The following is a 13,381-nucleotide window of genomic DNA, read 5'->3' as shown; positions in this document are numbered from 1 at the left end:
CAGGCTCAAGCCGGCCGTGGTGAATGCCCAGGGGTCTTTCCCCTCCAGCCGGGAAGTACCATCGAAGCATCCGTGAATCTGAGGACTCCTCAATGCGGCTCCATCTCCGTCAGGCAGGCGCCGTCCTGCTGGTGCTTCTGACCGCTTGCAGTGGGGTTCCGCGTGTCGCGCGCATCGCGGCGGAGGATGACCGCGAGGTGGGACCGGGCGCGGCACGGTACGGGCTGGGCGTCATCTCTCCGCGCACGGTGCCCGGCGAGCCGGTGGAGGTGGACGAGGACGACTTCACCAAGACAGTGGCGAGACTGGCGCGTGAGGCACGGCCCGTCTCGCGACCACGCGAGGAAGCGCAGCGGTTGTTCGCGGAGGCGCGCGAGGCCGTGGCGAGACAGAACGGCGAGCGCGTCATCCGTCTGGCCCCCATCGAGGTAAGCGCGAAAGCATCTCAGGCTGAAGCGGAGCTGACGCGCGAGTACCTGCGCTGGTGCGAGCGAACGCAGGGCGGCGGTGACTGCCTGCGCCTGCTGGTGGACGGGCCCACCGTGCGCGGCGATGACCGGTATGCCCTGGCGCTGGCCATTTCACTCGGCTCGGTGATGGAAGAGACGACGGAGGCCCTCAAGGGGATGGTGCAGCCGTCCGCCGTGCTTTCGATGCTGGTTTGGACAGCCGCCCTCTATCTCACGTTGTGGGCACTACCAGACCCGCTCTCTAAAAGCGTCGCGGCGGTGATGACCGTGGCCCTACTGGCGTGGCTGGGCGTGGACACGGTGTGGAGCCTGATGCGCGGCTGGGTCCAACTTGTGGAGGACTCCAACCGGGCCACCACGTTCGATGAACTGAGCGAGGCTGGAGAGAAGTTCGGCCGGGTGATGGGCGAGAACACCGCGCGCGTGCTGGTGATGGTGGCCACGGCGGTCCTCGCGGGCTCGGTGCCGAAGCTGGCGAAGAAGCTGCCTGCACTGCCCGGCTTCCAGCAGGCGGCGGTACAGGCGGAGGCCCAGGGCGGAATCCGGCTCGCGCAAGTCGCCGAGGTGGAGTCGGTGGCGGCCTCGTCCGAGGGCACCTTCTCCGTGATGATGAAGAGCCCGGGGCGCGGGGCGAGCGCGGCTGCTGCGGAAACAGAGGCCGCGGTTACCACCGTCATCCGGCACCAGGGTGGAAACCGACAGGTCATCACCAACGGTCAGCGCTGGCATGTGCCCGCGAACAAGCCACTCAAGGGCCTTCCCTCAGCAGACCCGGTGGGAGACGAACTCCAAGCAGCGGCGACTCGTATCGCCGAAGAATGGGGCCCCCACATGCTCAGGGCGCAAGAGCGCGAAGCCATCAGGGAGGCCGTCGCACGGGGCGACCACTGGCTGGCACGACTCCTGGAACGACAAGCCCGAGGTCGGTACGTGGAGAGCCAATTGATTGAGCAGTTCCGGGGGCTGAAGTGGAGCAGGACCGGAGTCGATGCAATTGACCCTGCGACAGGCTACAGGTACGAGATTCTCTCTGGCACGGTCTCGAATCTGGCGCTTCATGGCCAGCGTATGGCGGAAGTCTTCTTCCGCATGATCACCTTCTGAGTCGCTCGCCCATCGGTAACCCATGATTCAGTTCAGCGACCGGGAAATCACAGGTGAACGGCTGGAACTCGATAGCAAGACGGAGCTCTATTACCTGGGACACAACCTGACCCTGAGGAACTGCACTCTCATCCTGAAAGTGCCCGCGCGAGCACTGGTGGTCAGCAGGACTCAACTCATCGACTGCACCATCGAGGCCAAGAAGGAGCTGAAGGGCTACCGCTGGCATGGTGCCATCTTGAAGGGCTGCAAATTCTCAGGCGCATTCAGCGGCTGTGAGTTCGGCCGCTGGCCCTATGCCAGGGAACCCGAGTTCGGCGGCATCGAGGACTGCGACTTCAGCGGAGCTCGACTGGAGGCATGCGTTTTCATGGGCTGCGACGCCCGCACCCTGAAGTTCCCCTCCTGGCCCTGCTTCACCATCCTCGACCCGGTGGTCCGCAAGCACGAGCTCCTCTCCATCCAGTGGCCCGGAACTATGCGCATCACCGTGGAGTCCTTTGTGGATGGCCCGCCGGAAACCGCCGCCGTGACGTATTTCGCTCCCGCCGTCGCGAAGCGCACCGGAACCACCCCGGAAGTCATCCGCGGCGTCCTCGACACCCTCCCCGGCGTCATCCTCTGACGCCGCATCCGCTCCCCAGGCACCTCGTGATTCAATTCAACGACACCACCATCGAAGACGAGCGCCTGGAGCTGGATAGCAAGGAGCACCTCTATTACCTGGGTCACCACCTGACCCTGAGACGATGCCACCTCATCATCAAGGTCCCCACACGGGCGCTGGTGATTACCCGGACGCAGCTCATTGACTGCACCGTGGAGGTGAAGAAGGAGCTCAAGAACTTCCGTTGGGAAGGCGTCATCCTGAAGGGATGCCGGTTCACGGGTTCAATGACCGGAAATGAATTTGGCCGGTACCCCTACGCTGAGCATCCGGAGCTTGGCGGCATCGAGGATTGTGACTTCACCGGTGCCCGACTGGACGAATGCTGCTTCATCGACTGTGACATCAGTCGCCTGAAGCTCCCGAAGTGGCCCTGCTTCAGCATCCTCGACCCGGTGGGCCGCAAGAGTGAGTTGCTCGCCCGTCAGTGGCCCGGCACCATGCGCATCACCGTAGAGTCGTTTGTCGCATGCCCACCGGGAACCGTCGCCGCGACGTACTTCGCCCCCGCCCTGGCGAAGCGCGACGAGACCACCGTGGAAGCCATCCGCGCCGTCCTCGACACCCTCCCCGGCGTCATCCTCTGACGCCGCATCCGCACTCCAGGAACCTCGACTCCGCGCGGGCCCCCGTGCTTCCCCCCTGTGTGAATGCCCAGGGGTCTTTCCCCTCCAGCCGGGAAGTACCATCGAAGCATCCGTGAATCTGAGGACTCCTCAATGCGACTCCTTCTCCGTCAGGCAGGCGCCGTCCTGCTGGTGCTGCTGACCGCTTGCAGTGGGGTTCCGCGTGTCGCGCGCGTCGCGGCGGAGGATGACCGCGAAGTGGGGCCGGGCGCGGCACGGTACGGACTGGGCGTCATCGCTCCGCACACGGTGCCGGGCGAGCCGGTGGAGGTGGACGAGGACGACTTCACGGAGACAGTGGCGAGGCTGGCGCGCGAGGCGCGGCCCGTCTCGCGGCCACGGGAGGAAGCGCAGCGGTTGTTCGCGGAGGCGCGCGAGGCCGTGGCGAGACAGAACGGCGAGCGCGTCATCCGCCTGGCGCCGGTGGACGTGAGTGCCTCCGCATCGCAAGCGGAAGCGGAGCTGACGCGCGAGTACCTGCGCTGGTGCGAGCGGACGCAGGGCGGCGGTGACTGCCTGCGACTGCTGGTGGACGGGCCCACCGTGCGCGGTGATGACCGGTATGCCCTGGCGCTGGCCATTTCACTCGGCTCGGTGATGGAAGAGACGACGGAGGCCCTCAAGGGGATGGTGCAGCCGTCCGCAGTGCTTTCGATGTTGGTTTGGACAGCCGCCCTCTACCTCACGTTGTGGGCACTACCAGACCCGCTGTCTAAAAGCGTCGCGGCGGTGATGACCGTGGCGCTCCTGGCGTGGCTGGGCGTGGACACGGTGTGGAGCCTGATGCGCGGCTGGGTCCAACTTGTGGAGGACTCCAACCGGGCCACCTCGTTCGATGAGCTGAGCGACGCCGGAGAGAAGTTCGGCCGGGTGATGGGTGAGAACACCGCGCGCGTGCTGGTGATGGTGGCCACGGCGGTCCTCGCGGGCTCGGTGCCGAAGCTGGCGAAGAAGCTGCCTGCACTGCCCGGCTTCCAGCAGGCAGCAGTGCAGGCCGAGGCGCAGGGAGGAATCCGGCTCGCACAAGTCGCCGAGGTGGAATCGGTGGCGGCCTCGTCCGAGGGCACCTTCTCCGTGATGATGAAGAGCCCGGGGCGCGAGGCGAGCACGGCGGCCGCGGAGTCAGAGGCCGCAGTCACCGCCAGCATCCGGCATCAGGGAGGAAACCGGCAGGTCATCACCAACGGTCAGCGCTGGCATGTGCCCGCGAACAAGCCTCTGAAGGACATCCCCGCAACGGACCCGATGGGAGACCAGCTCCAGGCGGCGGCGAGCCGCGCGGCCAAGCAGTGGGGCCCCCACCAACTCACGGGCGGCGAAAGCCGGGCCATTTCTGCAGCCATCGAGCGGGGGGAGTATTGGTTGGCGCGGCTATTGGAACGTCAAGCCCGGGGGCGCTTCGTGGAGAAGATTCTGCAAGAGCAATTCAGGCACTTGCGATGGAATTCCCGAGGCGTTGATGCGCTAGATCCAGCCACAGGGTGCAGATACGAGATTCTATCCGGCACGGACTCGAACCTCGCACTGCACGGGCAGCGCATGGCACGCTTCCTCTTCCGGATGATCACCTTCTGAGGTTGGCAGATGGCCCAGCTCAACATCGAAAACCGAGTGATCGAAAACGAGCGAATCGAAATCAATGCCGGAGATATCGGCTTCCTGGGCCCCAACCTGACGCTCCGGAACTGCACCCTGGTACTCAGGGTGGCCACGAAAAATCTCATTCTTATCGGCCCACGTATCATCGACTGCACCATCGAGGTGAAGAAGGAGCTGAAGAACCTCCGCTGGTGCAGTGCCTTCCTGAAAGGCTGCCGATTCACGGGGGCCATGACTGGTAGCGATTTCGGCCGCTGGCCCTACGACGAGACGCCAGAGCGAGGAGGCATTGAGGACTGCGACTTCACCGGGGCACGCCTCGACGCCTGCCGCTTTGTCGACTGTGACCCCAAGACCCTGAAGTTCCCTTCCTGGCCCTGCTTCACGATTCTCGATCCGGTCCGACGACTGGACGAACTGCTCGCCGCTCCATGGCCGGAGTCCACCCGCTTCATGGTGAAGACCCTCGCAAACTCCCCGCCACAAACGGTGGCTGTGACGGATTCCGCGACCGTGATTGCGAAGCGCACCGGAACCACCCCGGAAGCCATCCGCGCCGTCCTCGACACCCTCCCCGGCGTCATCCTCTGACGCCGCATCCCCACCCCAGGAACCTCGACTCCGCACGGGCCCCCGTGCTTCCAGGTACGAGCTTCTCTCCGGAACAGATTCGAACCTGGCGCTGCATGGCACACGCATGGCCGGGGAGTTCTTCCGGATGATTACCTTCTGAGGCGCACGCGATGAGCCAGCTCAACATCGAGAACCAGGACATCGAGAATCAACGGCTCGAAATCGGCGCTGACACGGTGTGCTTCCTGGGGCCCAACCTGACGCTGCGCAACTGCACTCTCGTGCTGAAGATAGCCGCGAGAAACCTGATTCTCGTCCAGCCTCGACTCATCGACTGCACCATCGAGGTGAAGAGGGAGTTGAAGAACTTCCCCTGGACCAATGCCCACCTGAAGGGCTGCAGATTCACAGGGGCCATGACCGGAAGTGACTTTGGCCGCTGGTCATTCGCCATGGACTTGGAGCGGGGCATCGTTGAGGACTGTGACTTCACCGATGCGCGCCTGGACGCCTGCCGCTTCGTCGGCTGCGACCTCACACGCCTGAAGCTTCCTTCATGGCCCTGCTTCACCGTGCTCGACCCGGTGGGCCGCAAGAGCGAACTGCTCGCTCGTCAGTGGCCGGGCACCATGCGCATCACCGTCGAGTCCTTCACGGACAACCTTCCGGAGACCCTCGCCGTGACCTACTTCGCCCCCGCCCTGGCGAAGCGCGACGAAACCACCGTGGAAGCCATCCGCGCCGTCCTCGACACCCTCCCCGGCGTCATCCTCTGACGCCACACCCGCACTCCAGGAACCTCGACTCGGCACGGGCGCCGGTGCTTCGATGAGCCCCCCATGAAGCGCCTGTCCCTGCTGCCGTCCCTGCTCCTCACCGCGCTGCTCGGTGTGGGCTGTGCCTCCACGCCCGCGCCGAAGCCGTACGTCCCCGTCGACACCGGACACGCCTTCCTCTGGGAGGTGAAGGACGGCCACGGCCGCGGCGGCACCGCCTACCTCGTCGGCTCCATCCACATGGGCAAGACGGGCGAGCTCGCCCTGCCCCCGTCCATGGAGGCCGCCTTCGCCCAATCCGACGCCCTCGTCGTCGAGGTCGACGTCAACAAGGTCGACCCCACCGCCATGCAGAAGCTCGCGCTGGAGCTCGGCCGCCTGCCCGACGGCCAGCGCCTCTCGCAGCGCCTGGACCCCGTCACCATGAGGCTGCTCGGCAACGCCGCCCAGCGCATGGGCCTGGCCCTCTCCAACCTGGAGCCCTTGCGCCCCTGGCTCGTGGGCATGGTCCTCAGCGTCACCGAATTGCAGCAGGCCGGCTATCAGCAGGGCGAGGGCATCGACCGCGCCTTCCTCGCCCGCGCCCAGAGCACCGGCAAGAGCATCGTCGAGCTCGAGACCGCCGAGGGCCAGCTCCGCATGCTCGCCGGCACCCCGGACACGCTCCAGGACCTCATGCTCCGCGACCAGCTCCGCCGCACCACCGACGCGGGCTCCGCCCTGGACCAGCTCGTCGCCGCCTGGAAGGCCGGTGACGCGGACGGCATGGCCGCGCTCGTCCTCGAAGGCGCCGAGGACCCCACCTACCGCCCCGTCTACGAGCGCATCTACTTCGAGCGCAACGCGCAGATGGCCACCCGCGTGGACGCCCTCCTCGCCGAGCCCCGCACCCACTTCATCGTCGTGGGCGCCGGCCACGTCGTCGGCCCGAAGGGCCTCGTCGCCCTCCTCCAGCAGCAGGGCCACACCGTGCGCCAGCTGAACCGCGCCGCCGCCGAGTAGCGCCCGCCTCCCCGCCCACCGTCCACTCGCGCACACCGCAAGGCGGCGACTTCGCCCCGCGGGGCAGCGCGGGGTCCACGGTGGCGCATTCCCTTCCCACTTCCCGCTGAAAAACCCCGCCCGGGCCGCCCTCGTGACGCGCCCGGAACGGCACCGTCCGTGCAATCGCACCGGACCCAGCGGGGAATCTGCAACAGAGGCAAGAACCTCCAGTTGCATCCTTGGGACATCAAATTTAAATTAACTGCCGAAGTCGCGAACCGCTTATAAAAATAAGGTCCCTCCCAGCCATGCACCTGGATGAGCTCGACATCCGCATCGTCGACATGCTGCAGCGCGATGGCCGCGCGACGCAGCTGGAGCTGTCGCGCGCGGTGGGGCTGTCGCAGCCGGCGGTGGCCGAGCGCATCCGCAAGCTGGAGGAGCGCGGCGTCATCACCGGCTACTCGGCGCGGGTGGACGCGGCGAAGCTGGGCAAGGACATCACCGCCTTCATCGGTGTGAGCATCGAGCACCCGAAGTACTTCGAGAACTTCGCGAAGAAGGTGCTCGCGCTGCCCGACGTCCTCGAGTGCCACCGCGTGGCGGGCCAGGACTCGTACATCCTCAAGGTCAAGTCGGCGAACACGAAGACGCTCGACTCGCTCCTCGTGGAGACGCTGCGCACCATCGCCGGCGTCACCCGCACGCAGACCACCATCGTCTTGTCATCCATCAAAGAGGACACGCACGTCCGCGTGCCTCCCGAGCAGCAGAAAGGAGAGTGAGTCATGAGCGCCGACGCGATGAGCGCACCCCTTCCTCCTCCGCCGGTATGGCGGCTGGCCCAACGGATGGCCCGCACCAAGACGTCCGCGGTGCGTGAAATCCTCAAAATCGCCGAGCGGCCCGACATCCTCTCCTTCGCGGGCGGCCTGCCCGCTCCGGAGCTCTTCCCGCTGGACGCCATCGCCGAGGCGCACGCCGAGGTGTTCGCCACCGAGGGCCGCGCCGCGCTCCAGTACAGCACCACCGAGGGCTACGGCCCCCTGCGCGAGTGGATTTGCAGCCACCTCCAGAAGCGCGGCCGCGTGTCCACCCCGGACAACATCCTCATCACCAGCGGCTCGCAGCAGGGCATCGACCTGGTCGCCAAGGTGCTGCTGGACCCGGGTGACCTGGTGATGGTGGAGAGCCCCAGCTACCTGGCGGCCCTGCAGACGTTCAGCTCCTACGAGGCGCGGTTCGCCACCGTGGGCAGCGACGACCACGGCATGCGCACGGATGACCTGGAGCGCATGCTGGCCACGCACCGGCCCAAGCTGGTGTACGTCGTCGCCAACTTCCAGAACCCGAAGGGCACCACCCTGGCGCTGGAGCGCCGGAAGGAGCTGGTGCGCCTGGCCCAGAAGTACCGCTTCCTCATCCTCGAGGACGACCCGTACGGCGAGCTGCGCTTCACCGGCGAGCACCTGCCGTCCATGGCCGCCTTCGACGACGAGGGCGTGGTGGTGTCGCTGGGGACGTTCTCCAAGACGCTCGCCCCGGGTCTGCGCATTGCCTGGGTGGCCGGCCCGAAGGACTTCGTGCGCAGCCTCACCATCGCCAAGCAGGCGACGGACCTGCACACCGCCACGCTGGCCCAGCGCGCGGTGGCGAAGCTGCTCACCCGCTTCGACTACTACGGCCACCTGGACGCCCTGCGCCCCGTCTACGGCCAGCGCGCCAACGCCATGCTGGACGCGCTGAAGGTCCACATGCCCGCCGGCACGAAGTGGACCACGCCCGAGGGCGGCATGTTCCTCTGGGTGGAGCTGCCCCAGGGCCTGAGCGGCGAGGCGCTGCTGCCCAAGGCGATTGAGCAGAAGGTTGCGTTCGTCCCCGGCAGCCCCTTCTTCGCCAACAACCCGCGCCCGGAGTTCATGCGCCTCAACTACTCCAACCGCCCGCCCGACCTGATTACCGAGGGCATGCGGCGGCTGGGCGCCGTGATTTCCGCGGCGATGTAGGCCCACGGAGCACTCCGCGCCGCGCCACCTTCCCGGGTGACGCGGCGCTTCTTGCTTCACGGAAGTTGAAGCCCGATTCAGGTTTCAAGTCTCTCGCCGCTGGCCTGCGGGGCCCGGGTTGCGTAGCCTGCGCGCACTTTTCCGGTGGCGCGGGTCCCCCGGGGCCTCGCGCCGCCTCACTCGCGGAGAGAGACACACATGCAGCTCAAGGACCTCAAAGTCATCATCACCGGCGGCGCCCAGGGCATGGGCGCGCACTTCGCGCAGCGCCTCCAGGAGGGCGGGGCCCAGGTGGCGGTGGGTGACGTGAACGAGGAGCGGCTCGCCGCGCTGCCCGCGGGCATCCACCGCCGCAAGCTGGATGTGTCCTCCGAGGAGGACATCATCTCCTTCGTGAACTGGGCGCACGGGGCCATGGGTGGCCTCAACGGCCTCATCAACAACGCGGGCATCCTCCGCGACGCGCTGCTGGTGAAGAAGGACAGGACCACCGGCCAGGTGAAGAAGCTGTCCACGGCGGACTGGAACGCCGTCATCGGCGTCAACCTCACCGGCGCCACCCTCATGGTGCGCGAGGTGGTGGGGAAGATTGCGGAGTCGGACACGAAGGGCGGCGTCGTCGTCAACATGTCGTCCATCGCCCGGCACGGCAACCGCGGTCAGTCCAACTACGTGTCCGCGAAGGCCGCGCTGGCCGCCAACACCGTCACCTGGTCCCGCGAGTTCGCGCCCTTCGGCGTGCGCGTGGGCGCGGTGGCTCCGGGCATGATTGAGACGCCGATGACGCAGGGCATGAACCAGAAGGCCCGCGACGCGCTGGTCTCCTCCATTCCGGTGGGCCGCATCGGCGTGCCCGAGGACATCTGGCTCGCGGTGAAGTTCATCATCGAGTGCGACTACTTCAACGGCCGCACCATCGACGTGGACGGCGGCCTCAACTTCTAGGCCCGTCGAAGCAGCTCCCATCCGGGGCGGCCACCGCCGAGGCCGAGAAATCGAGCTTCGGCGCCGCGCCCTGGACGGATGGAGTTGGGGCCTGCGACAGGCGGGCCCCGCGCTAGAGTGGATGGCATGTGGCGGAACATCCACTCGGGCAACGTGGAGAGCATCCAGTCGAAGGCACTGCGCAAGGCGGCCTCCGAGGCCGCTGCCTCCGGACGTGCACTCCAGCTCCACACGTGTCCGTCTCCCATCGACCCTGCCGGCGTCGTGGAGACAGCGCCCCGCCCTGGAACATGGAGGGCGTGTGGGCGTGGGGTGGTCCGTACGTCATCGTGCTGCTGGACGACGAGCTGGAGCTCGTCCCCCGGCAGCACTGGGACCGCTGACGGCGCGCGCGCTCACCTCACGCTGACGTCGTCCACGCGGAGGTTGCGCAGGACGGCGGGCTCGTTGCCGTAGAGGAGCTTGTAGGCGCTGTAGCTGCCGAGCACCTTCTTCACGTAGCCGCGCGTCTCCTCGAAGGCGATGTGCTCCACCCACTCGTCCAGCTCCGCCTGGGGCATCGCATGACGCCAGCGTTCCACGGCTCCGGGGCCCGCGTTGTACGCGGCCACCGCGTAGGCCACGTTGCCGCCGAAGTGCTTGAGCAACTGGCCGAGGTAGGCCGCGCCCAGGCGCACGTTGTCCGTGGGCTGGAGCAGCGCGGCCTCGCCCACCGGGGGCAGCTTCAGTGAGTCCGCGACCTGCTTCGCGGTGGACGGCATGAGCTGGGCCAGGCCCAGGGCTCCGGTGGAGGAACGGGCGCGCGGGTTGAAGCGGCTCTCCTCGCGGATGAGTCCCTGGAGGAGGTCCGGGTCCACGCGCGAGGCTCGGGCGTAGCGCACGATGAGGTTCCGATAGGCCCGGGGCCACGTGGCCTCCCAGATGGGACGCGAGGAGGCGCTCAGCGGGCCGTGAACCTCCTGCTTCAGCCCCGAGCGGGCCACCTGCCTCGCGACCTTGCGGCGCCCGGTGCGCAGCACCGTCTGGTACAGCAGGCGCGCGGAGGCTTCCGGCAGGACGCGCGCGTCGATGGCGAGGAACTCCTCCACCGCGCCGGGCAGCCCCAGCCGCAACAACTCCACGCCCGCCGCGAAGCGCTCGTCGCGCTGGAGCGGACCGGGTGCGAGCGGCCAGATTTCAGCCGGCTCACCGAGCTCGCCGGGCTCGGCCATTGCGGCTGCGACGGCTGCCTGTGCCGCCGCGTCCGGCTTGCTGGTCCCCACGGCCGCGAGAGAACCACCGGGAGTGCCGACCGGGGCCATGGCCCCCATGGGGTGGGTGGCTGCGATGAGGTCTCCGCCGGACGTGACACGCGCTCTCGTGGACAGGCCCGGCCCTCCCACGTCCGCGTTCACGCCACCGGGCTTGATGACTCCCGTGGAGAGGACGGGCTTGCCCGCCTCGGCGGCGGCCCGGGTGAGCGTGTCGATGGACCCGCCGGAGTTGGTCGCCACGATGATGGTTCCCGCGGACGCTCCGGGCTTGCCGAGCTCCACCGGGGTCGATGGATTCGCTCCGAGCGGATTGCCGGCCACCAGAGAGGAGCCGGGAAGCACTCCGGCGACTCCAGGCAACGTGCCGGCTCGGGTGAGCACTCCAGCGGCACCAAGCGAATCGCCGGCAGCGGCGGTGGACCGCGTGAGCGCACCCGCGCCGCTCGCGGCCACCTCCGCGGCACCACCCGCCCCCGCCCTGGCGGCTTCCTCGGCGCTCCCCGCGGCACCGGAACCTCCCACGCCTTCGAGCGACGGCTTCAAGCGCGCCACCCGCTCCGGCGCGAGCAGCGCCAGCCTCGAACGCGCCAGCATTCCGTACCAGCCCGCGGGCCGCTCGGCGGCGATGTACTCGTAGCGGTCCATCGCCTCCGCCTTGGTGGCCTCGCCCTCCAGCATGCGCGCGTGCCAGTACTTCGCGCGCCAGAGCGCCTCGTCCGTGCGCGCGGCCTCGGGCAGCTTCTCCACCGCCGTCAGCGCGGCCACCGCGGCCTCGGGCTCCTGACGGCGCATGTGGAGCCAGAAGGCCCGGAACAGCGCCTCCGAGGCGAAGTTGCCGGACGGATAGCGCCGCGCCGTCTCCTCGTACCGAGCCATCGCCGCGTCCGTGTCCCCCGTGCGCTGGAGGAACCACGCCGAGAAGAACAGCGCGTCGTCCGCGTACCCGTGCTCCGGGTAGTCCCGCGCGAGCGTCGCATACGTCTCGATGGCCGCCTTCGGGTCCACCACCGACTGCGAATAACCCAGCACGTACAGCGCCTGCGGCCGCTCCTCCGGCGAGGTGCACTGCTCCACCATCGGCGAGAGCACCTGGATGGCCCTCCGGTGCTGCCGCTCCTTGCGCAGCGCACGGCCGTACGTGAGGTGCGCGCGGCAGGCCAGCTCGTCGGGAAGCTGCACATGCGGCAGCACTCCGTTCAGCAGCTCCATGCCCGCTTGATTGCGGTGCAACTCCACCAGCGCCTCCGCCCGGCGCACCCTCCACTTGAGGGGCAGCGGCAGCCCCTTCAGCCGCTGGGCCGCGCGCTGGGCCTCGCGCGACATCGGGCTCGTGGCCCACACCTCCAGCAGCGCGCGGTGCTCGGCGTTGTACTGGCCCTGGGCCCGGGCGAGGTCACAGATGGCCAGCAGCGCCTTCATCCGCAGCGCGTCCGGCCCGCGCGACTGGCGGCTGTCGATGAGCTCCTGCAGCGCGGCCAGCGCCCCACCGATGTCGCCTCGGCGCTGGAGCACCTTCGACAGGCTGAAGCGCGCCTGCGGATACAGCGGCGAGCCCGCGCTCACTCCCCGGTACTGCTCCACCACCATGGCCCACCGGCGCAGCTTCTCGTTGGCCTGCGCCGCCCGGAACAGGCAGTGGTCTCTCAAGGGGATGTAGTCGTTGGCCAGCGCCGCGAACTCGTCCGCGGCGACGGCGAAGTCCTTCGCCAGCAGCGCGCTCTGCGCCTGGAGGAAGCGCACCGGCAACGTGGGCTGCTCCTGCGCGAGCAGTGCCCGTGCGCGCTTGTACCGGCCCCGATTGAACTCCGCGCGGGCCTTCGCCAGCGTCCCTTCCGCGAAGTACGGCGTGAGCTGCTCCGGCCCGAAGGAAGGCGTGGCCCCCTCGGCGCTGTCGGGCTGCGCCTTCGGCGAGTCGAGCAGCGCCTCCAGCTGCTCCTCCGAGAGCACCTCGCCCGGGGTCTCCTCCATGGCCTCCTGTGCCCACGTGGGGCCAGCTCCGAGCACGCTCGCGCATGCCAGGAACACCACCGCTCCCGTTCGAAGCCCGACCATCGCAGCCCTCTTGTGAAATTCTGGGGCCCCAATGCATTGGCACGCTCCGTGGGAACGGGACTGGGTCAACTCGCGCAGACCGCTCGCGCGTCGTCCAGGCGATACCGGCGGAGGCGGCACCCCCTCCCGTTTGCAAAAAACCTGACGGCGCTCACGTCCGGCGCGTGGGAACGCCTGGGCCCGGGTGGTGGACGCAACCACCCGGCCCGCCCGCACCGTCAGGCCATTTCCCTTTCCGGTATCGGGCTCACGCCTGTTTTTCGTAACGAAAATGCAGGAGCACGCGGGTGGTGGCCCGAGCACCGGCACCCTCACGGCGACGGATT

11 protein-coding genes are annotated in these 13,381 nt (G+C 68.0%); 10 read left to right on the top strand and 1 reads right to left on the bottom strand.

The window, feature by feature from the left end:
• The first annotated feature begins 92 nt into the window (after nt 1–92).
• The 10 genes from sitA5 (ACVTJA_RS01750) (at nt 93) to ACVTJA_RS01705 (ending at nt 9,750) form a co-directional block, all read left to right on the top strand.
• Nucleotides 93–1,574, top strand: a complete 1,482-nt coding sequence (gene sitA5, locus ACVTJA_RS01750) for a SitA5 family polymorphic toxin (protein ID WP_465833223.1) — start codon at nt 93–95, stop codon at nt 1,572–1,574.
• 22 nt (nt 1,575–1,596) lie between these two features.
• Entirely contained in the window at nt 1,597–2,199 is a 603-nt protein-coding gene (locus ACVTJA_RS01745; protein WP_465833221.1) for a pentapeptide repeat-containing protein, read from the top strand.
• A 26-nt stretch (nt 2,200–2,225) separates the two neighbouring features.
• The gene (locus ACVTJA_RS01740) at nt 2,226–2,828 is read left to right on the top strand and encodes a hypothetical protein (RefSeq protein ID WP_465833219.1); all 603 of its coding nucleotides are present in this window, start codon (nt 2,226–2,228) and stop codon (nt 2,826–2,828) included.
• Between the two features lie 132 nt (nt 2,829–2,960).
• A complete protein-coding gene (sitA5, locus tag ACVTJA_RS01735; protein ID WP_465833217.1) occupies nt 2,961–4,442 on the top strand; it encodes a SitA5 family polymorphic toxin in 1,482 nt (493 codons plus the stop codon).
• A 9-nt stretch (nt 4,443–4,451) separates the two neighbouring features.
• Entirely contained in the window at nt 4,452–5,057 is a 606-nt protein-coding gene (locus ACVTJA_RS01730; protein WP_465833215.1) for a hypothetical protein, read from the top strand.
• A 152-nt stretch (nt 5,058–5,209) separates the two neighbouring features.
• The gene (locus ACVTJA_RS01725) at nt 5,210–5,815 is read left to right on the top strand and encodes a pentapeptide repeat-containing protein (protein WP_465833214.1); all 606 of its coding nucleotides are present in this window, start codon (nt 5,210–5,212) and stop codon (nt 5,813–5,815) included.
• A 63-nt stretch (nt 5,816–5,878) separates the two neighbouring features.
• Entirely contained in the window at nt 5,879–6,817 is a 939-nt protein-coding gene (locus tag ACVTJA_RS01720; RefSeq protein ID WP_465833213.1) for a TraB/GumN family protein, read from the top strand.
• A gap of 290 nt (nt 6,818–7,107) precedes the next feature.
• A complete protein-coding gene (locus tag ACVTJA_RS01715) occupies nt 7,108–7,584 on the top strand; it encodes an Lrp/AsnC family transcriptional regulator (RefSeq protein WP_465833211.1) in 477 nt (158 codons plus the stop codon).
• Between the two features lie 3 nt (nt 7,585–7,587).
• Nucleotides 7,588–8,805, top strand: a complete 1,218-nt coding sequence (locus ACVTJA_RS01710; RefSeq protein ID WP_465833209.1) for an aminotransferase-like domain-containing protein — start codon at nt 7,588–7,590, stop codon at nt 8,803–8,805.
• Between the two features lie 198 nt (nt 8,806–9,003).
• On the top strand, nt 9,004–9,750 hold the full coding sequence (locus tag ACVTJA_RS01705; RefSeq protein ID WP_465833207.1) for an SDR family oxidoreductase: 747 nt from the start codon (nt 9,004–9,006) through the stop codon (nt 9,748–9,750).
• 395 nt (nt 9,751–10,145) lie between these two features.
• On the opposite strand, the gene ACVTJA_RS01700 is transcribed toward ACVTJA_RS01705, so the two are convergent.
• Nucleotides 10,146–13,055, bottom strand: coding sequence for a transglycosylase SLT domain-containing protein (locus ACVTJA_RS01700; RefSeq protein ID WP_465833205.1), 2,910 nt, complete (start codon nt 13,053–13,055; stop codon nt 10,146–10,148).
• Nucleotides 13,056–13,381 lie beyond the last annotated feature (326 nt).

The organism is Pyxidicoccus sp. M6 (assembly GCF_055568925.1).
This window is presented reverse-complemented; position numbering and strand designations above follow the sequence as displayed.

What these genes read in the sequence shown, in the direction of transcription:
- sitA5 (WP_465833223.1), top strand. Translation starts at nt 93, where the DNA reads ATGCGGCTCCATCTCCGTCAGGCAGGCGCCGTCCTGCTGGTGCTTCTG.
- sitA5 (WP_465833217.1), top strand. Translation starts at nt 2,961, where the DNA reads ATGCGACTCCTTCTCCGTCAGGCAGGCGCCGTCCTGCTGGTGCTGCTG.
- ACVTJA_RS01725 (WP_465833214.1), top strand. Translation starts at nt 5,210, where the DNA reads ATGAGCCAGCTCAACATCGAGAACCAGGACATCGAGAATCAACGGCTC.
- ACVTJA_RS01710 (WP_465833209.1), top strand. Translation starts at nt 7,588, where the DNA reads ATGAGCGCCGACGCGATGAGCGCACCCCTTCCTCCTCCGCCGGTATGG.
- ACVTJA_RS01720 (WP_465833213.1), top strand. Translation starts at nt 5,879, where the DNA reads ATGAAGCGCCTGTCCCTGCTGCCGTCCCTGCTCCTCACCGCGCTGCTC.
- ACVTJA_RS01730 (WP_465833215.1), top strand. Translation starts at nt 4,452, where the DNA reads ATGGCCCAGCTCAACATCGAAAACCGAGTGATCGAAAACGAGCGAATC.
- ACVTJA_RS01745 (WP_465833221.1), top strand. Translation starts at nt 1,597, where the DNA reads ATGATTCAGTTCAGCGACCGGGAAATCACAGGTGAACGGCTGGAACTC.
- ACVTJA_RS01705 (WP_465833207.1), top strand. Translation starts at nt 9,004, where the DNA reads ATGCAGCTCAAGGACCTCAAAGTCATCATCACCGGCGGCGCCCAGGGC.
- ACVTJA_RS01700 (WP_465833205.1), bottom strand. Translation starts at nt 13,055, where the DNA reads ATGGTCGGGCTTCGAACGGGAGCGGTGGTGTTCCTGGCATGCGCGAGC.
- ACVTJA_RS01715 (WP_465833211.1), top strand. Translation starts at nt 7,108, where the DNA reads ATGCACCTGGATGAGCTCGACATCCGCATCGTCGACATGCTGCAGCGC.